At 58.2% G+C, this 22,137-nt stretch carries 20 protein-coding genes; 3 read left to right on the forward strand and 17 right to left on the reverse strand.

Annotated features, from left to right (window positions below):
• Positions 1–68: 68 nt before the first annotated feature.
• Together zapD and yacG are read left to right on the forward strand one after the other, a co-directional pair.
• Positions 69–824: a cell division protein ZapD gene (gene zapD / locus hmeg3_RS21925; protein WP_094565631.1), complete on the forward strand. Its 756-nt coding sequence runs from the start codon at positions 69–71 to the stop codon at positions 822–824.
• 19 nt (positions 825–843) lie between these two features.
• Positions 844–1,032 carry a DNA gyrase inhibitor YacG gene (gene yacG / locus hmeg3_RS21930; RefSeq protein ID WP_094565632.1) on the forward strand — a complete coding sequence of 63 codons (189 nt, stop codon included), beginning with the start codon at positions 844–846 and terminating at the stop codon, positions 1,030–1,032.
• A 53-nt stretch (positions 1,033–1,085) separates the two neighbouring features.
• On the opposite strand, the gene hmeg3_RS21935 is transcribed toward yacG, so the two are convergent.
• The 7 genes from hmeg3_RS21935 to hmeg3_RS21965 all read right to left on the reverse strand — a co-directional run bounded on the left by hmeg3_RS21935 (position 1,086) and on the right by hmeg3_RS21965 (position 9,241).
• Positions 1,086–1,517: an NUDIX domain-containing protein gene (locus hmeg3_RS21935; RefSeq protein WP_094565633.1), complete on the reverse strand. Its 432-nt coding sequence runs from the start codon at positions 1,515–1,517 to the stop codon at positions 1,086–1,088.
• Complete coding sequence (locus hmeg3_RS21940; RefSeq protein ID WP_094565634.1) at positions 1,517–2,389, reverse strand: ATP-binding protein; 873 nt, start codon at positions 2,387–2,389, stop codon at positions 1,517–1,519. The genes hmeg3_RS21935 and hmeg3_RS21940 overlap by 1 nt, the downstream gene beginning before the upstream one ends.
• Positions 2,390–2,620: 231 nt before the next feature.
• Positions 2,621–3,856 carry a bifunctional glutamate N-acetyltransferase/amino-acid acetyltransferase ArgJ gene (gene argJ, locus hmeg3_RS21945; RefSeq protein ID WP_094565635.1) on the reverse strand — a complete coding sequence of 412 codons (1,236 nt, stop codon included), beginning with the start codon at positions 3,854–3,856 and terminating at the stop codon, positions 2,621–2,623.
• Between the two features lie 64 nt (positions 3,857–3,920).
• The gene (locus hmeg3_RS21950) at positions 3,921–4,676 is read right to left on the reverse strand and encodes a DUF2272 domain-containing protein (protein WP_232511773.1); all 756 of its coding nucleotides are present in this window, start codon (positions 4,674–4,676) and stop codon (positions 3,921–3,923) included.
• A gap of 4 nt (positions 4,677–4,680) precedes the next feature.
• Positions 4,681–5,001 carry a quaternary ammonium compound efflux SMR transporter SugE gene (gene sugE, locus hmeg3_RS21955; protein ID WP_029363820.1) on the reverse strand — a complete coding sequence of 107 codons (321 nt, stop codon included), beginning with the start codon at positions 4,999–5,001 and terminating at the stop codon, positions 4,681–4,683.
• Positions 5,002–5,164: 163 nt separating this feature from the next.
• Positions 5,165–7,939: a preprotein translocase subunit SecA gene (secA, locus tag hmeg3_RS21960; RefSeq protein ID WP_094565637.1), complete on the reverse strand. Its 2,775-nt coding sequence runs from the start codon at positions 7,937–7,939 to the stop codon at positions 5,165–5,167.
• Positions 7,940–8,266: 327 nt separating this feature from the next.
• Entirely contained in the window at positions 8,267–9,241 is a 975-nt protein-coding gene (locus hmeg3_RS21965; RefSeq protein ID WP_094565638.1) for a M23 family metallopeptidase, read from the reverse strand.
• A 158-nt stretch (positions 9,242–9,399) separates the two neighbouring features.
• On the opposite strand from hmeg3_RS21965, the gene hmeg3_RS21970 reads away from it, so the two are divergent.
• Positions 9,400–9,804 carry a DciA family protein gene (locus tag hmeg3_RS21970; protein WP_369828844.1) on the forward strand — a complete coding sequence of 135 codons (405 nt, stop codon included), beginning with the start codon at positions 9,400–9,402 and terminating at the stop codon, positions 9,802–9,804.
• A 178-nt stretch (positions 9,805–9,982) separates the two neighbouring features.
• On the opposite strand, the gene lpxC is transcribed toward hmeg3_RS21970, so the two are convergent.
• From lpxC to murD, 10 genes are all read right to left on the reverse strand, one after another.
• Entirely contained in the window at positions 9,983–10,918 is a 936-nt protein-coding gene (lpxC, locus tag hmeg3_RS21975; RefSeq protein ID WP_094565640.1) for a UDP-3-O-acyl-N-acetylglucosamine deacetylase, read from the reverse strand.
• A gap of 195 nt (positions 10,919–11,113) precedes the next feature.
• Complete coding sequence (locus hmeg3_RS21980) at positions 11,114–11,620, reverse strand: peroxiredoxin (RefSeq protein ID WP_094565641.1); 507 nt, start codon at positions 11,618–11,620, stop codon at positions 11,114–11,116.
• A gap of 210 nt (positions 11,621–11,830) precedes the next feature.
• On the reverse strand, positions 11,831–13,027 hold the full coding sequence (ftsZ, locus tag hmeg3_RS21985; RefSeq protein ID WP_094565642.1) for a cell division protein FtsZ: 1,197 nt from the start codon (positions 13,025–13,027) through the stop codon (positions 11,831–11,833).
• Positions 13,028–13,170: 143 nt separating this feature from the next.
• Entirely contained in the window at positions 13,171–14,403 is a 1,233-nt protein-coding gene (gene ftsA, locus hmeg3_RS21990; RefSeq protein ID WP_007878109.1) for a cell division protein FtsA, read from the reverse strand.
• A gap of 10 nt (positions 14,404–14,413) precedes the next feature.
• Entirely contained in the window at positions 14,414–15,187 is a 774-nt protein-coding gene (locus tag hmeg3_RS21995) for a cell division protein FtsQ/DivIB (RefSeq protein WP_094565643.1), read from the reverse strand.
• 9 nt (positions 15,188–15,196) lie between these two features.
• Complete coding sequence (locus hmeg3_RS22000) at positions 15,197–16,207, reverse strand: D-alanine--D-alanine ligase (RefSeq protein ID WP_232511774.1); 1,011 nt, start codon at positions 16,205–16,207, stop codon at positions 15,197–15,199.
• A gap of 14 nt (positions 16,208–16,221) precedes the next feature.
• A complete protein-coding gene (murC, locus tag hmeg3_RS22005; protein ID WP_094565645.1) occupies positions 16,222–17,646 on the reverse strand; it encodes a UDP-N-acetylmuramate--L-alanine ligase in 1,425 nt (474 codons plus the stop codon).
• Positions 17,643–18,719 (reverse strand): undecaprenyldiphospho-muramoylpentapeptide beta-N-acetylglucosaminyltransferase, encoded by a 1,077-nt coding sequence (murG, locus tag hmeg3_RS22010; RefSeq protein ID WP_094565646.1) that lies wholly within the window; start codon positions 18,717–18,719, stop codon positions 17,643–17,645. The genes murC and murG overlap by 4 nt, the downstream gene beginning before the upstream one ends.
• Complete coding sequence (gene ftsW / locus hmeg3_RS22015) at positions 18,716–19,981, reverse strand: putative lipid II flippase FtsW (RefSeq protein WP_094565647.1); 1,266 nt, start codon at positions 19,979–19,981, stop codon at positions 18,716–18,718. Before ftsW ends, murG begins: the two co-directional genes overlap by 4 nt.
• Positions 19,981–22,113: a UDP-N-acetylmuramoyl-L-alanine--D-glutamate ligase gene (murD, locus tag hmeg3_RS22020; protein WP_094565648.1), complete on the reverse strand. Its 2,133-nt coding sequence runs from the start codon at positions 22,111–22,113 to the stop codon at positions 19,981–19,983. Before murD ends, ftsW begins: the two co-directional genes overlap by 1 nt.
• Positions 22,114–22,137 lie beyond the last annotated feature (24 nt).

Here is a 22,137-nt window from a genome sequence, read left to right on the forward strand (position 1 = left end):
TTCGATATTCCAAGACATATTCATAAAGCGCGTTGTCGAATCCGGTTCAACTTTAAAGGGACGCAGCTTTGATCGTTTACGAATACCCTTTCAACGAGCGTATTCGCACGCTGTTGCGGTTGGAGGATCTGCACGAGAAATTCGTGTTCTTCCTGCATCAGGAAAGCCCGCTGCAACATCATGTCGCCCTCTCTACTATTTTCGAGATGCTCGAAGTAGCAGGACGCGCCGACCTCAAATCCGATCTGCTGCAAGAACTGGAACGCCAGAAGCAAATCCTGCTGGCTTATCAGTCCAATCCCAACGTCGAACCCGACATGCTCAATGCGATTCTCGGTGAAGTTGATCGCGCCTGCATCGCGCTGGCGGCCTCGCAGGGACGGACTGGACAGAATATTCGTGAAAACGAGTGGCTGATGAGCATTCGCGGCCGCACCATCATCCCGGGCGGTGCCTGCGAATTTGATTTGCCGTCCTATTACGCCTGGCAACAACGCACGGCTGAGCAGCGTTTCAACGATATTTCCAACTGGTTTGCGCCGCTGGTACCGCTGTTTGACGCGGTGACCATCGTCATGCGCCTGCTGCGTGAATCGGGCCATGCGGTCAAGATCAACGCCGATGGCGGCAGTTACCAACAGATGCTGCAAGGGAAGATTTACCAGATGCTGCGCCTGGTGCTGGACGAAGAGTTGGGCGCTATTCCGGAAATTTCAGCGAATAAGTACATGCTTTGGGTACGCTTCACCTCGCAAGATGGCGATATGAAACCCAAGGCGTTTGAAGGCGAAGTGCCATTTGAACTGGCGCTTTGCGGTTTTTAAGGCTTTAGAGGTAGATGTAATGGCAACAATCGTCGACTGCCCCACATGCGGCACCAAGGTGGAATGGACTGAAAAGAACAAATTCCGTCCGTTTTGCTCGGAACGCTGCAAACAAATCGATCTCGGCGCATGGGCCGAAGAGAAATACGCGATCCCTGCCGTCAACCTGCCGCAGGAGCAGGACGAAGATAATTCGTCGGTGCAATAAGAGTAAGGCCTGAATTGAGCTGGCAGTTCGACTGCCCGGCTCCATGTCCTGCCTTATAGCGGCAGACGCAACTTATCAATCCATTCAATCAGCGGTATCGTCGCCGGCAACAACGGCTCCACATCGACGCTACCCTGCCAGGCAAATGCCTGCCCCTCCAGACTTTGCGGCTCGCCGCGCCATTCCCGGCTGATGTAAAAGTGCAAACGCACGTGCGCGTGCGGATAGACGTGCTGCACGCCGCACCAAGGCTCGGCCGAAATTACTTCAATACCAAGCTCTTCCAAAAATTCGCGCTTGAGCGCATCCAAGATCGATTCATCGGCCTCGACCTTGCCGCCCGGAAATTCCCAATAGCCCGCATAAGGCTTGCCTTCCGGACGCTGGCCCAGCAAGACATCGCCGTTGGGCTTCATCAGGATGCCGACGGCGACGTCGATGGGAGCTGCGACCGGCGCCGCCGTTATTTCGGATGCAACAGTCATCAGGCTTTCAGCTTTCCGGCGTAGTCCTTGGAGAATTGCCATGCCACGCGACCGGAGCGCGAGCTGCGTTGCAGCGCCCAACGCAAGGCATCGCCGCGTGCTTCCTCGATCTGCGCGGCATCACAGCCGAAGTGACGCAACCAGTGCGCCACGATGTCCAGATAGTCATCTTGCTTGAACGGGTAAAAAGTCACCCACAGGCCGAAACGCTCAGAGAGGGAAATCTTTTCTTCCACAGTTTCGCCTGGGTGCAGGTCGCCGTCGTCAGTGTGCGTATAGGTCGAATTGTCCGACATGCGCTCCGGCATCAGGTGGCGGCGATTGGACGTCGCATAGATCAGCACGTTGTCGGACTGCGCCGCGATACTGCCGTCCAGCGCGACTTTCAGTGCCTTGTAGCCGCTCTCGCCCTCTTCAAACGACAAGTCATCGCAGAAGATGATGAAACGCTCAGAACGCGCCGATACCAGATCGACGATGTCCGGCAGGTCGTGCAAATCGTCCTTGTCCACCTCGATCAGACGCAAACCGCGGTCGGCGTATTGATTCAGGCAAGCCTTGATCAGCGACGACTTGCCGGTCCCGCGCGCGCCGGTCAGCAGCACGTTGTTGGCAGGACGGCCGTCGACGAATTGCTTGGTATTCTGATCGATCTGCTCTTTCTGCGGCCCGATGTTATGCAGATCGGCCAGTGAAATGGCCGAGATATGCCCCACCGACTGCAGATAACCGGCACCGTTGCCGTTTCTGCGCCGCCAGCGAAACGCCACGCCCTTATCCCACTCCACAGAGGCTGCCGATTGCGGCAGGATGGATTCAATACGCTCCAGCAAAGCCTCGGCGCGCTGCAAAAACTGATCTAATTGAGTCATGACAAATTGGCAAAGTGGATAGTTACGTCACATTGTGACGGAAACCAAACCGCCATCGCGTGAATAAAATTCGTGGAAAACCAAAGCCGTTCACCTAAAAACATCTCAGGCTCTGAATTCGCTCAGGGCCGTAGCGAGCGGGTCAAGGTCGGGATAAGAAGCGCAGCCGTACTTGAGTACGGCGAGCATCGCAGTCCAGAGATTGGCCCGCGCAGTAGGCCATGAGCGAATTCAGGAGCGGTAGTCGGCATTGATGGTGACATAGTCGTGGGAGAGGTCGCAGGTCCACACCGATGCCTTGGCCGTCCCGCGCGCCAGCTTCACACGCACCACGATCTCGCTTTTCTTCATGACGCGCTGGCCGTCTTCTTCCTTGTAATCCGGATTGCGACCGCCGTTCTTGGCGACCCAGACATCATCCAGATACAAATTCAGCTTGGACACATCCAGATCGTCCACGCCGGCGTAACCGATAGCGGCCAGGATGCGGCCCAGATTTGGATCGGACGCGAAAAACGCGGTCTTGACCAATGGCGAGTGGCCGATGGAGTAGGCGATCTTGCGGCACTCTTCGACGTTCTTGCCATCTTCCACGGTGATTTCGATGAACTTGGTAGCGCCTTCGCCATCACGAATGATCTGATGCGCGAGGTTCTGCGACAGTGCATTGACGGCAACCGCCAGCTCCTTGTATTCGGCACTGTCGGCGCTGGTGATTTCCAGCTCGCCGGCGCCGGTGGCGATCAGCATGAAGGAGTCGTTGGTCGACGTATCGCCATCGATGGTGATGCAGTTGAAAGACTGATCGGCGGCGTCCTTGACCAGTTGATTGAGCAGCGCTTGCGGCACTTTGGCGTCGAAGGCCAGATAGCCCAGCATGGTCGCCATGTTCGGCTTGATCATGCCGGCGCCCTTGCTGATGCCGGTCATGACGACTTGCTTGCCGCCGATAGTCAGCGTGCGCGACGCGGCCTTGGGCTGCGTGTCGGTCGTCATGATGGACTCGGCCGCGTTGAACCAGTTGTCGGTCTTGAGATTGCTGATGGCAGCCGGCAAGCCGGCCTTGATGCGATCAATCGGCAGCGGTTCCAGAATCACACCGGTGGAAAACGGCAGGATCTGCTCCGGCTTGACGCCGAGCAAGCTTGCCAGTTCGGCACAAGTCGCATTGGCGCGGGCCAGGCCTTCTTCGCCGGTGCCGGCGTTGGCGTTGCCGGTGTTGATCACCAGCGCCCGAATCGGGGCCGCATCGCTGACCTGCGCCAGATGCGTCTTGCAAACTTGTACCGGTGCGGCGCAGAAGCGATTGAGCGTAAACACGCCGGCAACGGTAGCCGTCGGCGCCAGTTTCATGACCAGCAAGTCCTTGCGATTGGCTTTGCGCACGCCGGCTTCGGCGTAACCCAGCTCGATGCCGGCAACAGGTTTCAGATCAGCGGAAACGGGAAGAGGAGAATTGACGGCCATGGTTGTCTAGTCAGCGTTAAAGGTGAAAGGAAATGAAGGAGAGCATTATTGTAATCGGATAGCGTTACGGCATCAGATTCTTGACGACCACGAACCACGGTCGCCGCGCCAGCGGCAGCAGCCGCGCATTGGCGTCAATGGGAATCAGCGATTCCGACACCGAATTGAAGACGTTGCCGCCGATTACGCCGGCCCAGCCGCGCTCAGGATGGATTTCGTAGACAAGATCGCAATGTCCCGGCAAGCCAGGCCGGATGTCTTCGAGCGTGGCGGTGCTGTTGCTGTCACGCCGCGCGCAAATCAAGTCGCCCGGCGCAATCGGCTCGGTCGCGGCAGGATGCAAAACAAACAACGGTGCCGGCTGACTTTGGCGCGCTTTGAGGAAGCTCAGATAATTGAAATGCACATCGCTGAACAGGAAATCGTCCGGCGACACGCCTGCCGTCTGCATCAGATAAGAGATAAACGCCGCCGACCAGGCTTGCTGCGTATCGGCGCCGGTGTAGCTCTTGCCGACCGCCTGCCAATACAAGCCGATGCGCTGGACGGCTTCGCCCTCGTCTTCCAGCAAACCCAGACGCGGTGCACTCAGCACGTCGCCGCGCATGTCGATCTGCTGGCGGTCGAAAAACATCCATTCGGTTTCGGCAGCCGCCAGCAAGGCGGCGCGCGGCGGCGCATCCTGACGCAACACCAACGCGGAAGCCGGCGGCGTCGACACAGGTGTAGTGCCGCAAGCTGCCAGCGTCAGCAGCAGGGCCGTGGCGGCGAGCAGGCGTGATGATGTTCTCGGGAGGCGCATTGTTGCTTTCTTTGTCATGTTGTCATTCCGGCGAGACGACTTTCAAACCGATGATGCCAACGATAATCAGCGCCAGGCAGGCGAGCCGCGCCGGGGAGGCCGATTCATGGAACAGCACGATGCCGAGAATGACCGCACCGACGGCGCCGATGCCGGTCCAGATGGCGTAAGCAGTGCTGAGCGGCAGCGTCTTCACCGCCAGCGCCAGCAGACCGACGCTGACGGCCATCGCGGCCAGCGTCGCCACGCTAGGCAACAAACGCGTGAATCCGTCGGTGTACTTCAGCCCGACCGCCCACGCCACTTCAAACAAACCCGCCAATACCAGAATGATCCAGGCCATTGCCTCTTCCTTCGCGTTGCGGGGCCGTCCCCATCGATGGAATCCGCTGCGAGGTCGTCCACGCGCGGGGCCGGCTGTCGTTGCACATGGCTCGATGGCGCGGTGAACAAAAGAAAAAGCCGCTCCGTAAACCGGGAGCGGCTCGGCGACGGCTACCGCCGACTTAAACCAGCTTGCCGTGGCACTGCTTGTATTTCTTGCCGCTGCCGCATGGGCATGGATCGTTGCGGCCGACCTTCGGCAGACCGTTGACCAGCGGCTGTTCGCTGCTGCCATCGTTGCTGTCGGGGTTGGCGGTCGGCGCCAGCAATTCTTCCGGCGCTGCATCGGCGTCGAAATCGGCGTGCTGATAATGCACGTTTTCGACATGCGACTGGCCGAGGTTTTCTTCCGCAGCTTCGATTTCTTCGCGGCTTTGAATACGCACGGTCATGACGATCTTGATCACTTCGTTCTTGATCAGGTCGAGCATCTGGGCAAACAATTCAAATGCTTCGCGCTTGTATTCCTGCTTCGGATTCTTCTGTGCATAACCGCGCAGATGGATACCCTGACGCAGGTGATCCAGAGCAGCCAGATGTTCGCGCCAATGGCTGTCGATGCTTTGCAGCATGACGCTACGCTCGAAACCGCTGAATGCTTCCGTGCCGACCACATCCACCTTGGCGGCGTAGGTCGTCGCGGCTGCAGACAGAACGCGTTCCAGCAGTTCTTCTTCGGTCAGGTTAGGCTCGGCTTCCAAAATGCTGGTCAGCGGCACAGCAAGTTGCCATTCGTTGCTCAATGCAGCTTCCAGCGCCGGGATGTCCCATTGCTCTTCGACTGACTCTTCCGGCACATGGGTACGGAAGGCTTCGGTGAAGACGCCTTCACGCAGCGAGGTGATCATTTCCTCCATTTCGGCGGATTCCAGCAATTCATTACGTTGCTGATAGATGACCTTGCGCTGATCGTTGGCGACGTCGTCGTATTCCAGCAATTGCTTGCGGATGTCGAAGTTGCGCGCTTCCACCTTGCGCTGTGCCGACTCGATCGAGCGGGTAACAATACCGGCTTCGATCGGCTCGCCTTCCGGCATCTTCAGACGATCCATGATCGCGCGCACGCGGTCGCCGGCAAAAATGCGCAGCAGCGCGTCGTCCAGCGAGAGATAGAAACGCGAGGAGCCTGGGTCGCCCTGACGACCGGAACGGCCGCGCAACTGATTGTCGACGCGGCGGGATTCGTGACGCTCGGTACCGATGATGTGCAGACCGCCGGCACCGACCACATGGTCGTGCAGCGATTGCCATTCATCACGCAACTTTTGCGCTTGCGCCTCTTTGTCGGCATCCGACAAAGCCGCATCCGCTTCGATGATCTGGATTTGCTTCTCGACATTGCCGCCGAGAACGATGTCGGTACCGCGACCAGCCATGTTGGTGGCGATGGTGATCATCTTCGGACGACCGGCTTGCGCAATGATTTCCGCTTCGCGTGCATGTTGCTTCGCGTTGAGGACGTTATGCGGCAGCTTGGCTTGATTCAGAATGCCGGACAGCAGTTCGGAGTTCTCGATCGAGGTCGTACCGACCAGCACCGGTTGGCCGCGCTCGTAGCAATCCTGGATGTCCTTGACCATCGCCATGTACTTCTCTTGCGATGTCTTGTAGACCTGATCCTGACGGTCTTTACGTGCGCTTGGGCGGTTCGGCGGGATGACCACGGTTTCCAGATTGTAGATTTCCTGGAATTCGTAGGCTTCGGTATCGGCAGTACCGGTCATGCCGGACAGCTTGCCGTACATGCGGAAGTAGTTCTGGAACGTGATCGACGCCAGCGTCTGGTTCTCGTTCTGGATCTTGACCTTTTCCTTCGCTTCGACGGCTTGATGCAAGCCATCGGACCAGCGGCGGCCCGTCATCAGACGGCCGGTAAATTCATCGACGATCACGACTTCGCCGTTTTGCACCACGTATTGCTGATCCTTGTGATACAGCGTGTGGGCGCGCAAGGCGGCGTAGAGGTGATGCACCAGCGAGATGTTGGAAGCGTCGTACAGCGAAGCGCCTTCCGGCAGCAAGCCCATGCTGGTCAGGATTTGTTCGGCGTGCTCGTGACCGGCTTCGGTCAGCAGAACCTGATGGCCTTTTTCGTCCTTGGTGTAATCGCCGGGGACTTCAACCTTGCCTTTGCCGTCAGGGGTTTCTTCGCCGATTTGCAGCGTCAGCAGCGGTGGCACTTCGTTGATCTTGTGATACAGATCAGTATGGTTTTCAGCCTGGCCGGAAATGATCAGTGGCGTACGCGCTTCATCAATCAGGATCGAGTCGACTTCATCGACGATCGCAAAATTGAGGCCGCGCTGCACGCGATCACCTGCGTCAAACACCATGTTGTCGCGCAGGTAATCGAAACCGAATTCGTTGTTGGTGCCGTAGGTGATGTCGGAAGCGTAAGCACCTTGCTTGAGATCATGCTCCATCTGCGACAGGTTGATACCAGTCGTCAGTCCCAGCCAGCCATACAGCTTGCCCATCCACTCGGCATCACGCTGCGCCAGGTAATCATTGACAGTCACCACGTGCACACCCTTGCCCGACAAGGCATTCAGGTACGCAGGCAAGGTTGCCATCAGGGTTTTACCTTCGCCTGTGCGCATTTCGGCGATCTTGCCGAAGTGCAGCACCATGCCGCCGATCAGTTGCACATCGAAGTGGCGCATCTTGAGAACGCGCTTGCTGGCCTCGCGGCAGACAGCGAAAGCTTCCGGCAGGATGTCGTCCAGCTTGGCGCCGTCGGCCACGCGTTGCTTGAATTCAGGCGTCTTGGCTTGCAGCTCGGCATCCGACAGTTTCTCGATATCCGCCTCGAGCGCATTGATTTGGCGGACAATTTTTTGATATTGTTTGAGCAACCGCTGATTGCGGCTACCGAAAATCTGGGTCAGTAATGACATGCTTGGATTCTAAAAAAGCGCCGAAAAATGACTCTGCGCGGCAATTTTGCCCGCACGGAACCGGAATGAGGCCAATAAACCTTGGATTTTAGCATGCAAGCGCCCCGCTTCAGTGTTCCCACGGGGTGGATGCACGAGGACTCGTGCTCGCCGTCATTGCCGACCGACAAAAGCTTCCTCAAGGCAATAATCGACACGTCAACGCCAGATTACCTCCGGCTATGTCCGTTCGATCAGTTCACATACTGTCAATAGATTGGGCTGGGCTTTAAAGATTCAATATCGGCGACCGATTCCCGCCGACAATCGCAATCGCACGTGAGGCGATCAGTGTCCGGCGACGAACACCGGCGCCGCTTTGGGACCGCCTCCCGGACTGCCCAACGCAAGGAATTTACGCGGATCCTGCGCCACGCCACGGATGCGTACTTCGAAATGCAGGTGCGGCCCTGTCGAACGCCCGGTCGTGCCGATGTCGGCCACACGCTGGCCGCGTTTGACGATATCGCCCACTTTCACGTACAGCTGCGATGCATGCGCGTAGCGCGTGATGAGGTCATTGCCATGATCAATTTCCAGCATATTGCCGAACTGATAATGATATTCAGCGGCGATCACCACGCCTGCAGCCGCAGCAACGATGGGCGTACCGGTCGAGGCAGGAAAATCCAAACCTTCATGGAAAGCATTGTGTCCCGTAAAAGGATCCAGGCGCCAGCCGAAACTCGATGAGTTGTAGGCGACATTGACGGGTGGATTGGTGGGCAGCAGGCGCGACTTGATCTTGTCGGCCATGAGCGTGGACTCCACCGCATTCATGTAGTCTGAGCGATGCCCTACATCGACCGCCAGCGCATCGAGCATTTTTTGCAATTCGCCCATACCCAGCTCTTGTCCTGCGCCACCGATGGACGACACCTCCATACCACCGCGACCCGGTTTTTCCTTGAAATTGAATTCTTCAGGACGCACGCCGGCCAGACCTTGCACGCGTTCACCGAGGGCATCAAGGCGCATCAGTTGCGCCTGCATTTCACCCAGTTTCACCGCCATGACGGCGAGGTTTTCCTTGAGATATTTGTCTTTGCGATCATCTTCTTGCTGCGTCATCGACACCAGCAGTTTGTGCAGCATCGGTGAGCTTTCGCCATCGGCCGCATTGCGCAAAACGAGATAAGACAATGCAGCCGCCGAGACGGCAATGCTGATCACCAGAAAAAGCAGTACTGCAATGACATGTTTGGAAGTCAGCGTGACTGACCGTGCGCGCGTAAAGCGCGGGTGCAGCAGAATAATTTGCATCTTTACTCCTTTGACTCTCATCCTCTTCGGATGAGATGTGATAAGGTTTAAAGATGAAGTCTCGCTCCACATTTACCCCTTATCGCCGTGGTCCGTCGGCTGCGCAACTGATGCGCAAGCCGCGGGACGCGACAGATTTTTTGACGTCGGATAATGCAATGGCAACGTTGATGCCTGCCATTACCCGGATGGCGGCGCTGCAAAAAAGCTGCGCCGCGATTCTGCCGGCTATTTTCAAATCGTGCGACGTCATGAACTTCGAAGGCGGCCAGTTGGTATTGAGCATGCCCAATGCGGCGCTGGCCGCGAAGCTCAAACAACAATTGCCGAAGTTGCAAGAACGTCTGCTAAAAGATGGATGGCAGGTTAATGCAATCCGGATCAAAGTACAAGTTGGCAAAAACTATGTCGTTCCGCCGGTCGAGCGCCGGGTACTGACTTTGTCCACCGCAGCAGTCACCTCATTTGCAGAACTGAACGAAGCGCTGGAAGATTCAAAACAGAATCAGGCGCTCAAAACTGCACTGGCGAACATGGTACGCCGCAATACCGGCGTCAAATAGAAAGAGAACAGAAAGAAACCCGGCCTTGTTCTTGCTCTGGCGAAAGAGATGTTCTCCAGAGTCGCCCGGTGCAGCAAAGGCTGCATTGGCGAATGTATCGGGTAGTTGTCAGACGAAATTCGGACTAAATACTGCGCCCAAAACCAGGCTTTAGACCTTGCCTGGCTTCAGACTCCGCTTAGTTAAGCGCCCACTCCTGCTTGGCCTGCATCACATACGTCTGTGGCGCCGACTCCAGCGTGTCAAAAGTAACGATATCGTAGGCATCCGGCTGATCCAGCAAAGCGCGCAAGAGCTGGTTGTTCATACCGTGACCGGACTTGTGGGCGTTATAACTGGCCAGCAAGGGGTGACCGATCAGGTAAAGATCACCGATGGCATCGAGGATCTTGTGACGCACGAACTCATTGTCGTAGCGCAGGCCGTCTGCGTTGAGAATGCGGTATTCGTCCATCACAATCGCATTTTCGAACGAGCCGCCACGCGCCAGGCCCATGCCGCGCAAGGTTTCCACATCTTGCATGAAACCGAAGGTACGCGCCCGCGCGATTTCCTTCACGTAGGACTCGATGGCGAAATCGACTTCGGCCGTTTGTCCGGTGCCGTCGACCGCCGGGTGATTAAATTCGATGAAGAACTTTAGTTTGAAACCGTTGTAAGGCTCGAGACGCGCCCACTTTTCCTTGTCGCCCTGACCTTCACGCACTTCCACCGGCTTTTTGACACGGATAAATTTCTTCGGCGAGTTTTGCTCCTGCAGACCCGCTTGCTGCAGCAGGAACACGAACGAAGACGCCGAACCATCCATGATGGGAATTTCTTCGGCGGTCAGATCGATGTACAGATTGTCGATGCCGAGACCAGCGCAAGCCGATAGCAGATGTTCAACGGTCGAGACGCGCGCACCGTCCTTCGACAGCACCGAGGCCATGCGGGTGTCGCCCACGCCGGTGGCCGACGCGGGGAATTCCACGACAGGATCAAGGTCGATGCGGCGGAAAACAATCCCGGTATCGACAGCAGCCGGACGCAGGGTCAGTTCCACCTTGGTGCCGGAATGCAAACCGACGCCGACGGTCTGGACGAGATTTTTAATGGTGCGCTGTTTTAACATCCCGCCATTATAGCCAAGATGGCATCGGGCCTGCTGCCGGCATGCGGACTGTTGCAAAAAAGTTCCCGCACTGCAAAAGAAGGTAAAAAGCGCGGAAACAGCCCTTTCGGACCGCCTTCCGCGCCTTTTTTGGTACTCGTCCGGGGTGAATCAGTCCGGGACTGATCCACCCGAACAGGTACAGATCAACCGTGCTTAGCCGAGTTGGCCCAACAGTGTTTCTGCGTTGGAGACTTCAAACTTGCCCGGTGCTTCCAGATTCAATTGCTTGACCACACCGTCTTCCAGCAGCATCGAATAACGCTGCGAACGTACGCCCATGCCCTTTTCAGTCAGGTCGAATTCCAGGCCCACGGCCTTGGTGAAAGTCGCGCTACCGTCAGCCAGCATGCGCACCACGCCGGTTGCCTTTTGATCGCGGCCCCATGCGCCCATCACGAACGCGTCGTTGACCGAGATGCACCAGATTTCATCAACGCCCTTGGCCTTGAATTGAGCAGCGTGCTGGATGTAGCCCGGCACATGCTTGGCGGAACAGGTCGGAGTAAAAGCGCCAGGCAATGCAAACAAGGCAATCTTCTTACCCTTGACCAGATCGGACACCTTGAATGTGTTCGGGCCGAGCGAGCAACCTTCGGTTTCGGTCTCGATGAATTCAGCCAGTGCGGCTTCCGGCAGGCGATCGCCAACTTTAATGGTCATGATGATTTCCTTCTTGTGAGTAATTCAATAATTCGGGAATGCTCGGTCTGCTCTGCCCGATGCATCTGTGCAGGCAGACGAAAAAACGCCGCGCACAAAGGCGCGGCGCGCAGGCGATAGTATGCCTGTTTATGACCAAGGTTGCTGCCTGCCGAAACAGGCAGCAATCCGAAGTCAACTTTGCTTATGCTGCCAACTTAGTCAGCTTGCTCAGTCAGCCTGTTTGCGCAGGAAAGCCGGAATGTCATACGTTTCCATGCCATTCTTTTCCAGCGCACGCACAGTGTCGGAAGCCGACTCGCGACGCCATACCGCCGGCGCCTTCATGCCACCGAAAGCTGCGCCGGTTTGCGCGCCGCCGTGGGTGCCATTGTTCATCGTACCGGTGCCGGCCATCATCGGCTCATTGTGCGTACCGGTGCGCAGCATTGGCGTCTGCACCAATTGCACCGACTTGCGGCTGCGGCCCAGACCAGTTGCCACGACAGTCACGCGGATGTCGTCGCCCATGGTGTCGTCGTAGGCGATACCTTGTGCGATCGATGCATCAGCTGCAGCGAAAGCGCGGACAGTCGCCATGACTTCCTTGATTTCCTTACCCTTGAGGCTACGGCTGGCGGTCACATTGACCAGCACGCCGCGCGCGCCAGACAGGTCGATACCGTCGAGCAGCGGCGATGCCACAGCCTGCTCTGCCGCCACACGGGCGCGATCCACGCCGGAAGCGGTTGCCGTACCCATCATGGCCTTGCCCTGCTCACCCATGATGGTCTTGACGTCGTTGAAGTCGACGTTGATGTGGCCCGGCACATTGATGATTTCAGCAATACCGGCGACGGCGTTGTTCAGCACGTCATCAGCATGGCCCAGCCATTCGATCATGCTGTCGTCTTCGTAGATCTCTTCCAGCTTTTCGTTCAGGATGATGATCAGCGAATCGACGTGCTGCGCCAGTTCTTCCAGACCCTGATCAGCGATGTCCATGCACTTCTGACCTTCGTACGAGAACGGCTTGGAGACCACTGCAACGGTCAGTGCGCCCAGCGACTTGGCTACTTCAGCCACCACCGGTGCCGCACCGGTACCCGTGCCGCCACCCATGCCTGCGGCGATGAACACCATGTGCGCACCGCGCAGCGCATCTTCGATGCGCGAGCGGGTTTCTTCGGCCAGACGGCGGCCGACTTGCGGCTGCATGCCGGCGCCCAGACCGGTTTCACCGATCTGGATGACGTTGTCGGCCTTCGACATCTTCAATGCTTGCGCATCTGTGTTCGCTGCAATGAACTCAACGCCGGACACGCCCTTGTTGATCATGTGCTGCACCGCGTTGCCGCCTGCACCGCCCACGCCCACGACCTTGATGATCGTGCCGAGAGTGGCGTTGTCGAGCATATCTATTTCCATGATGACTCCTTAAATATATGTATGTGCAGCTTGCAGTTGATAGGCATCACGCGGTGTGACGACTAGCAACTGAGAACTGCGTGTTGCTGATCCGAAGAACTGAATGACTAAAAAACGAGTAACCAAATGAATGACGCGACTGCTTAAAAATTACCTAAAAACCATTCCTTCATGCGCTGCCAGATTGCCTTTACCGAACCTTCCTGTCGGGTGACGATGTACCCGCGCAGATATTGCTTTTTCGCTTCCAACAACAACCCCAAAACCGTCGAATAGCGTGGGCTGCGCACCACATCAGCCAGTTGGCCGCTATATTCCGGTGTCCCCAGTCGGGCAGGCTTGAGGAAGATGTCCTCTGCCAGCTCAATCATCCCTGGCATCATCGCGGAGCCGCCGGTGAGGACGATGCCTGACGACAGCACCTCTTCGTAACCGGACTCGCGCACCACCTGATGCACTAATGCAAACAACTCTTCCACGCGCGGCTCGATCACCGCCGCCAGCGCCTGGCGCGACAAAGTGCGCGGATTGCGGTCACCCAGTCCCGGCACTTCCAGCGTCTCGGTCGGATCCGCCAGGATTTGCTTCGCCACGCCGTAACGCAGCTTGATTTCTTCCGCTTCCAGCGTCGGCGTACGCAAGGCCATCGCGATGTCGTTGGTGATCTGGTCGCCGGCGATCGGAATCACTGCAGTGTGGCGAATTGCGCCTTCGGTAAACACCGCCACATCTGTCGTGCCACCGCCGATATCGACCAGCACCACGCCCAGTTCACGCTCGTCCGGGGTCAGCACGGAATCGGCAGAAGCCATCGGCTGCAGAATCAGATCGGACACTTCCAGACCGCAGCGGCGCACGCACTTCACAATGTTCTGCACCGCCGACACCGCGCCGGTCACGATGTGCACTTTTACCTCGAGTCGGATGCCGCTCATGCCGATTGGTTCACGCACATCTTCCTGATTGTCGACGATGAATTCCTGCGGCACGGTATGCAGCAATTGCTGATCGGTCGGGATGTTGACGGCCTTGGCGGTTTCGATAACGCGCGACACGTCCGCAGCGCTGACTTCCTTGTCCTTGATGGCCACCATGCCGCTCGAATTGAAGCTGCGGATATGACTGCCCGCGATGCCGGTATAGACATTGCGAATCTTGCAATCCGCCATCAGCTCGGCCTCTTCCAGCGCGCGCTGGATCGATTCGACCGTGGCTTCGATGTTGACCACCACGCCCTTCTTCAATCCCTTGGATTCGGACTGGCCCAGGCCGATCACTTCGTGGCGTCCGTCCTGCAATACTTCCGCCACCACGGCCACCACCTTGGAGGTGCCGATGTCGAGACCGACGATCAGGTTTTTTGCGTCTTTTGTCATATCGTTCCGCTTATTTTTTCTTTCCGTTCAATGCAGCCAGTACCAATCCATCCGCCTTCAACGCCAGGCCGTTCGGATAGCGCATGTCGACATTTTCAATTTTCTTCCCCTGCAGGCGGTCCATCAGCTGCGGATAGACGGATACCAGCCTGGCAATTCTTTCCTTCAGCGTGGCCTCGCTTTCGGCACGTCCCAGCTCGACCGTGATGCCGTTGTCCAGCTTCACGGTCCAGGCATACCGGTTCGACAAAGCCACCGCTTCCGGCACGACCTTGATCGGCGCCAGCCAATCGCGGAACTGATCGAAACGCGCGACCACTTCCTTCTCGCTGCCGTCCGGTCCGTCAAACTCCAGCAAGTCGCCATCGTCTTCCGCTTCGGCCAGATTGGCGGTAAACACATCGCCCTTGACTGATAGCAAACGCCCGTCATCACCCCATGTACCGAGCGCGCGATGTTCTTCAATCGTCACGATCAGCTTGTTCGGCCATTCGCGACGCACCATGGCTTTACGCACCCATGGCACCGATTCGAACGCACCGCGCACCGCGTCCAGATCGGCCGTAAAAAAATTACCCTTGATGCGCGGCACGGCGCTGGCGCGTATCGTCAGCGGATTCACTCGGCGCAACTGCTCCTGCGCCACACCTTCGACGCGGATGGTCTTGAGTGTGAACATCGGCCGCTGCGCCAGCCACCACAGGCCGGACGCCAGCAATGCCAGCAGCACCAGCGCCAGCAGGGCGTTGGTGATTGCGTTGAGCATTTTGACGTCTTGCCACATGGTCGCGTCTTATCCCTTGTCCGAAACGTTGGCGCCGGCATCGGTCGAAGCGTGCGGTTTCCACGCGTCGGACGGCTTCAAATCCAGCGCTGCGGATTTCAAAATCTCGCAGCACAAATCTTCGTAACTCATTCCCGCCTGCTTGGCCGACATCGGCACCAGCGAATGGCTGGTCATGCCTGGCGAGGTATTGATCTCCAGCAGGAACGGCTCGTTGTCGGACGCGCGCAGCATGAAGTCCACGCGCGACCAGCCGCGGCAACCGAGTGCGTTATACGCCTTCTCGGCAAGATCCTGCACGCGCCGCGTCAGGGCTTCGTCGATCGGCGCCGGGCACAGATACTTGGTGTCGTCGGTGAAATACTTGTGCTGATAGTCGTAATTGCCTTCGGGTGCGCGGATCTCGATTACCGGATAAGCCTTTGCATCACGTCCTTTGCCCAGCACCGGCACCGTCAGTTCGCGGCCGGTGACAAATTCTTCCGCCAACACAGCAGCGTCGTATTTGGCGCACAGGTTGAATGCCTCCTGCATGTCGGAATAACCCGCCACTTTGGCGATACCGATGGTCGAACCTTCGTGCGGCGCCTTCAACATCAGCGGCAAACCGAGTACGTCGGGAACCTGACGCAACTCTTCGCGCGGCGTAGCAGCGCTGTCAAGCACGATAAAGCGCGGCGTCGGCAAGTCATGGCCGATCCAGATGCGCTTGGTCATGACCTTGTCCATCGCAATCGAGGACGCCATCACGCCGGGACCGGTGTAAGGAATGCCGAGCTGCTCCAGCGCACCTTGCAGCGTACCGTCTTCGCCGTAGCGACCGTGCAGCGCGATAAAGACGCGATCAAATTTTTCTGCAGCCAGTTCAGCCAGGCTGCGCTGCGCCGGATCGAAAGGATGTGCGTCGACACCCTTGCTGCGCAAGGCCTTCAACACGCCCTCGCCGGACATCAGCGAGACTTCGCGCTCGGCGGAGCGACCGCCGAACAGCACGCCGACCTTACCGAATTGTTTGGCCATATTCGAGTCCGTCATCACGCCCCCTGCCCTTGCGCATCCACGGATTGCGCCGTCAGTTTTGCCGGCACACCGCTGATCGAGCCTGCGCCCATGGTCATGACGACGTCGCCGTCACGCACTACGTTCAGGATCGTTGCCGGCATATCGGCGATGTCTTCGACAAACACCGGCTCAACCTTGCCTGCCACGCGCAGCGCATGCGCCAGCGCACGGCCGTCGGCGGCCACAATCGGTTGCTCGCCGGCGGAATACACCTCAGCCAGCACCAGCACGTCAGGCGTCGACAACACCTTGACGAAGTCTTCGAACAAATCGCGCGTACGAGTGTACCGATGCGGCTGGAACGCCAATACCAGGCGGCGTCCCGGATAAGCACCGCGTGCGGCGGAAATCGTCGCCGCAGTCTCGACCGGATGATGACCGTAGTCATCCACCAGCGTAAATGAACCCGCCGGTTTGCCTGCGGCGTCAAACAACGGCACGTCGCCATAGCGGGTGAAGCGGCGTCCAACGCCGTTGAATTCGGTCAATGCCTTTTGCGTGTCCGCATCGGCCACATCCAGCTCGCGTGCGATCGCCACGGCGGCGCAGGCATTCTGCACGTTATGCATACCGGGCTGATTCAGGCTGACCTGCATCGGCGCATAACCGTCTTGCATCACCGTGAACTCCATCTTGCCGTCGACTGCCTTGGCGTCCACCGCGCGGATGTCCGCGTCTTCGTGGAAGCCGTAGGTGAGGATAGGCTTGGAAATCATCGGCATGATCTCGCGCACATGCGGATCATCCAGACACAGCACCGCGACGCCGTAGAACGGCAAACGCTGGGTGAACTCGACGAAGGCCTGCTTGAGCTTGGCGAAATCGTGGTTGTAGGTTTCCATATGATCGGCATCGATGTTCGTGATGACTTCGATCACCGGTGTCAGATTCAGGAAAGACGCATCCGACTCGTCCGCTTCGGCCACGATGAAATCGCCCGAACCGAGTTTGGCATTGGCGCCCGCGCTGGTGAGGCGGCCGCCGATCACGAAGGTCGGATCCAGTCCGCCTTGCGCCAGCACGCTTGCGACCAGACTGGTCGTGGTGGTCTTGCCGTGCGTACCGGCAATCGCGATACCTTGCTTCAGACGCATCAGCTCGCCCAGCATCACCGCGCGCGGCACGATGGGAATATGTTTCTTGCGCGCCGCCAGCACTTCCGGATTGTCGCCCTTGACCGCGGTCGAGGTGACGATGGCGTCGGCGTTTTCAATATTGTCGGCAGCGTGGCCGTAGAGAATGCGCGCACCCAGCTGCGCCAGGCGCTGCGTTGCCGCGTTGCTGCCCAAATCCGAGCCGGACACGCCGTAGCCCAGATTGAGCATGACCTCGGCAATGCCGCTCATGCCGGAGCCGCCGATACCGACGAAATGAATATTTTTAACCCGATGTTTCATTGCTTTACCAATCTTTCCAGCACCTGCGCAATCGCCTCATTGGCGTTGCGCCTGCCTTGTTCATACGCCGCCTGCGCCATCTTCTGGCAGCCAGGCCGATCCAACGTTTGCAGCAATGCCGCCAGGCTGTCTGGTGTCAGCTCGGTCTGCGGCAGATGGACTGCGGCGTTGCTTTTGGCCATCCACTTGGCGTTATCGCGCTGATGCGATGTTGTCGATGCCACCAGCGGTACCAGCACACTGGCAATTCCGGCTGCGGTCAATTCCGACACGGTAATCGCACCCGCGCGGCAGATCACCAGATCAGCGTCCGCATAGCGGCGCGGCATGTCGTCGATGAAATCCACTACTTCCGCCTCGACACCCGACTGCGCATACGCTGCACGCAGGGCATCGATATGCTGCTTGCCTGACTGATGCGTCACCAGCGGACGTTGATCCACCGGCAACTTTGCCAGCGCTGCCGGCACACAATCATTCAGTACTTTGGCGCCCAGGCTACCGCCGACCACCAGAATCCGCAACGGACCGCTATGCGCGGCGTACCGCGGCGCGGGTTCACCCAGGGCGATGATTTCCTTGCGCACCGGATTGCCGGTAACTTCTGCTTTACCAGCAGCCTTGCCGAAATCGGCAGGAAAACCGAACAGCACCTTGTCAGCCAACGGCGTCAGGGTCTTGTTCGACAACAGCAGCGCGGCATCCGCATTCACCAGCGCCAGCGGCACGCCGCGCAAACGCGCCATCGCGCCGCCCGGCACCGTCACATAGCCACCCATGCCCAACACCACATCCGGGTGTCGCTTGCCGATGATGCGGAAGCACGAACCGAAGCTGGCGATCATGCGCCACACGCCTTTAACGGTATGCGCCACCCCTTTGCCACGCAGGCCGGCGAAGACGATGGAATCCATCTCGACGCCATGTTTTGGCACCAGGTCGCGCTCCATGCCGTGCGTCGTCCCCAGCCATGAAACCTGCCAGCCGCGCGCGCGCATGGTGTCGGCAATCGCCAGGCCCGGGAAAATATGCCCGCCGGTACCCGCCGCCATGATCAGAAGACGCTTGGTCATAAGCGGCCCCCACGCATCAGTACGCGATTCTCATAGTCGATACGCAGCAAAATTGCCAGTCCGACACAGTTGATCAGCAGACCGGAGCCGCCATAGCTCATCAGCGGCAACGTCAAACCCTTGGTCGGCAACAGGCCGAGGTTCACCCCCATGTTGATGAAGGTCTGCACACCAATCCAGATCCCGATACCTTTGGCCGTCAAACCGGCGAAGGTCAGATCCAGCGCGATTGCCTGACGACCAATCTCAAATGCATGTTTGATCAACCAATAGAACAACAGCACCACGACCAGCACGCCGACAAACCCCAGTTCTTCGCCAATCACCGCCAGTAAAAAGTCGGTATGCGCTTCCGGCAGGTAGTGCAGTTTTTCCACGCTGCCACCCAGTCCGACACCAAACAATTCGCCGCGACCGAATGCGATCAGCGAGTGCGATAACTGATAAGCCTTGCCCAGTGCGTTCTCTTCCACCCATGGATTCATGTAAGCAAAAATCCGCTCGCGCCGCCATGGCGACAAGATAATCACCAGCGAAAAGATCCCGACCAGCGTGGCGCCGATGCCGCCAAACCAGACGCCGTTGATGCCGCCCAAAAACAGAATGCCCATCGCGATACATACGATCACGCCGAATGCGCCGAGGTCAGGTTCCAACAGCAACAGCAAACCGACCACGCCTACCGCCACCGTCATCGGCAAAAATCCCTTGGTCAGCTTATGCATCACCGCCTGTTTGCGCACCGTGTAATCGGCGGCGTACAAGACGATGAACAGCTTCATCAGCTCAGACGGCTGCAAGTTGAATACCTTGAACGACAGCCAGCGCTTGGCGCCGTTGACCCCCTTGCCGATACCTGGAATCAACACCAGCGCCAACAAGATCAGCGTGGCGACGAACAGGTAAGGCGCAATTTTTTGCCAGGTCTCGATCTTGATGCGAAACACCATCAGGCCAGCCAACAGCGATACGCCGATGAACATCGCCTGACGTACCAGGAAATACGAAGTCTTGTAATTCGCGTACTTCGGCGAATCGGGCAGCGCAATCGATGCCGAATACACCATGACCATGCCGAACAGCATCAGCAGCATGACCACCCACACCAGCGGCTGGTCGTACTCCATCATGCGTGAACGCTGCTCGATACCACTGATGCCTTTCAGACTGCCGCTGTTGCTGCTCGCGCGCGCACTACCGCGCACGCCAGGCTCATCTTTGGCGCCGAACCAGCCGGTAATCGAAGGCAGGGTCAGTTTCATCACATCACCTCACCGCGCGACAAGGCCACTTCACGCACCGCGTCGACGAAGACTTCCGCGCGATGGGCATAGTTGCGGAACATGTCCAGACTGGCGCAGGCCGGCGACAGCAGCACGGCGTCACCACCTTGCGCCATGTCGGCGGCTTTTTCGACAGCTTCTTCCAGCGTTGTGCAATCGATCAGTTCGATACCGGTGTCGGCGACTGCAGTACGAATGGCGCCGGCGTCGCGACCGATCAGGAACACGGCACGACCATATTTCGACAACGGCTCTGCCAGCGGCGAAAAATCCTGGCCCTTGCCATCGCCACCGGCGATCAACAACAGACGATTGGGCTTTCCGCCATGGCCGAGACCGTTCAACGCAGCCACGGTAGCACCGACATTGGTGCCCTTGCTGTCGTCGTAATATTCCACTTCGCGAATTGTCATCACCAGCTCGACGCGATGCGGCTCGCCCGTGTAGTCGCGCAAGCCGTGCAACAAGTTCGCCAACGGCAGATCGGCGGCACGGCACAATGCCAGTGCGGCCAGACCGTTGGAGGCATTGTGCAAACCGCGGATCTTCAATGCATCGACCGGCATCAGGCGCTTGAGCAGGAAAGGCTGTTCGACGACTTCTTTCGGATCTTTCTTGCGGCGACGGCCTTCGGGTTTTTCTTCATCTTCGATTGCAACAGCCGCGGCCAGCCACAGCATGCCGTTTTCATCAACCAGACCGAAACTGCCTGCCTTCTTCGGCTCGTCCAGACCAAAACTGGATACGGTGGCGCCGGGCGCGGCCATCGCCATCACGGCGGCATCGTCGCGATTGAGTACGCGCACAGTCTTCTCGCCGAAAATCCGCGCCTTATCGGCGGTGTAGGCATCCATATTGCCGTGCCAGTCCAGATGGTCTTGCGTAATGTTCAGTACGGTCGCGGCATCGGCCTGCAAGCTATAAGTCGTGTGCAGCTGGAAGCTCGACAACTCGAGCACCCATGCTTGCGGCAGGATGCCTTCGTACACCCGCTCCGGTTCCGGTGGCGGCAATTCGAGCTGGAGTGGCGTGCTGTCGTCTTCGTCGAGAAGTGAAACCTGTGCTGAGACAGCAACATCTTCCGCGTCCACAATTTCCGCATCATGTGAAGCGGCGGACTCTGCGCCTGTTTCTTCAGTGGTCATTTCGGCTGCGGGTTCTTGCGACGCCGAGGCATCGACAGAATCTGCTGCGGCTTCGACATCCTCATCCTCGTTCGGCGCGGCGACGGTAACCGTCAAGCTGTCATTCAGACCAATATGAGCGGCTTGCACCGACGGCTCATGCTCTGCTCCGTTGGATGCATTCGATGCCTCAGCAGACGCTTGTTCTGGTGATGCCGTTTCAGCTTCAGCAGACTCAGCAGATTCAGCAGCCTCGGCTTGCTCAGTCAGCTCCAGCTGGCGCGATGCTTCTTCCGCGGCAGCTTGTGCTGCAGCGGCTTCCTTCGCGGCGGCGGCGTCGATTTCTGCCTGAGCTTCAGCTTGCGCTTGTGCCTGTTGTTCTGCGATAACTGCAGCAGCTTCCGCCTCAGCCTGCGCTGCCGCTTCCTCTTCGGCGCGTTGCGCAGCAACCACGATAGCGTGGGCTGCATCTTCGATCAGTGCTTCGCGCAAGACATCCAATGCAGCCGGGCTGATGTTGCCGGCGACCTTGGTCGTCAATCCCGCACGGCGGCATAGCATGCCGGTCAGACTGGTGACGGTGGTTTTGCCGTTGGTGCCGGTGATGGCCAACACCTTGGGCGTATAGGCGCGCTCTTCACGCAAAGCCGCCAGGGCTTGCGCGAACAATTCCATCTCGCCCCACAGGGGGATATTTCTTTCTGCTGCTGCCGCAGACAACACGGCCAGGTCGCGCTCCGGCGCCAAGCCCGGGCTGACGGCGACGAAATCAATACCGTCCAGCAGTTCTGCCGCAAAGGCCTTGCCGCCGACGAATTCACTCTCTGCCGATACAGTCTTCAGCACGGCCAGGCGCTCCGCCACGGCCTGCTCTTCGCGGGTATCGGCCACACGCACGCGCGCACCGCAGTAGACCAGCCACTGCGCCATCGCCAGACCGGATTCACCCAGTCCAAGTACCAGAGCGTGTTTATCGACGTAATTCATTCTTTATTACCTGAGTCTTTCTAA

Origin of the sequence: Herbaspirillum sp. meg3, from assembly GCF_002257565.1 — a bacterium.
Lineage (GTDB): Bacteria > Pseudomonadota > Gammaproteobacteria > Burkholderiales > Burkholderiaceae_D > Herbaspirillum.

What these genes read in the sequence shown, in the direction of transcription:
- yacG (WP_094565632.1), top strand. Translation starts at nt 844, where the DNA reads ATGGCAACAATCGTCGACTGCCCCACATGCGGCACCAAGGTGGAATGG.
- hmeg3_RS21935 (WP_094565633.1), bottom strand. Translation starts at nt 1,517, where the DNA reads ATGACTGTTGCATCCGAAATAACGGCGGCGCCGGTCGCAGCTCCCATC.
- hmeg3_RS21940 (WP_094565634.1), bottom strand. Translation starts at nt 2,389, where the DNA reads ATGACTCAATTAGATCAGTTTTTGCAGCGCGCCGAGGCTTTGCTGGAG.
- argJ (WP_094565635.1), bottom strand. Translation starts at nt 3,856, where the DNA reads ATGGCCGTCAATTCTCCTCTTCCCGTTTCCGCTGATCTGAAACCTGTT.
- hmeg3_RS21950 (WP_232511773.1), bottom strand. Translation starts at nt 4,676, where the DNA reads ATGACAAAGAAAGCAACAATGCGCCTCCCGAGAACATCATCACGCCTG.
- sugE (WP_029363820.1), bottom strand. Translation starts at nt 5,001, where the DNA reads ATGGCCTGGATCATTCTGGTATTGGCGGGTTTGTTTGAAGTGGCGTGG.
- secA (WP_094565637.1), bottom strand. Translation starts at nt 7,939, where the DNA reads ATGTCATTACTGACCCAGATTTTCGGTAGCCGCAATCAGCGGTTGCTC.
- hmeg3_RS21965 (WP_094565638.1), bottom strand. Translation starts at nt 9,241, where the DNA reads ATGCAAATTATTCTGCTGCACCCGCGCTTTACGCGCGCACGGTCAGTC.
- hmeg3_RS21970 (WP_369828844.1), top strand. Translation starts at nt 9,400, where the DNA reads ATGGCAACGTTGATGCCTGCCATTACCCGGATGGCGGCGCTGCAAAAA.
- lpxC (WP_094565640.1), bottom strand. Translation starts at nt 10,918, where the DNA reads ATGTTAAAACAGCGCACCATTAAAAATCTCGTCCAGACCGTCGGCGTC.
- hmeg3_RS21980 (WP_094565641.1), bottom strand. Translation starts at nt 11,620, where the DNA reads ATGACCATTAAAGTTGGCGATCGCCTGCCGGAAGCCGCACTGGCTGAA.
- ftsZ (WP_094565642.1), bottom strand. Translation starts at nt 13,027, where the DNA reads ATGGAAATAGATATGCTCGACAACGCCACTCTCGGCACGATCATCAAG.
- ftsA (WP_007878109.1), bottom strand. Translation starts at nt 14,403, where the DNA reads ATGACAAAAGACGCAAAAAACCTGATCGTCGGTCTCGACATCGGCACC.
- hmeg3_RS21995 (WP_094565643.1), bottom strand. Translation starts at nt 15,187, where the DNA reads ATGTGGCAAGACGTCAAAATGCTCAACGCAATCACCAACGCCCTGCTG.
- hmeg3_RS22000 (WP_232511774.1), bottom strand. Translation starts at nt 16,207, where the DNA reads ATGGCCAAACAATTCGGTAAGGTCGGCGTGCTGTTCGGCGGTCGCTCC.
- murC (WP_094565645.1), bottom strand. Translation starts at nt 17,646, where the DNA reads ATGAAACATCGGGTTAAAAATATTCATTTCGTCGGTATCGGCGGCTCC.
- murG (WP_094565646.1), bottom strand. Translation starts at nt 18,719, where the DNA reads ATGACCAAGCGTCTTCTGATCATGGCGGCGGGTACCGGCGGGCATATT.
- ftsW (WP_094565647.1), bottom strand. Translation starts at nt 19,981, where the DNA reads ATGAAACTGACCCTGCCTTCGATTACCGGCTGGTTCGGCGCCAAAGAT.
- murD (WP_094565648.1), bottom strand. Translation starts at nt 22,113, where the DNA reads ATGAATTACGTCGATAAACACGCTCTGGTACTTGGACTGGGTGAATCC.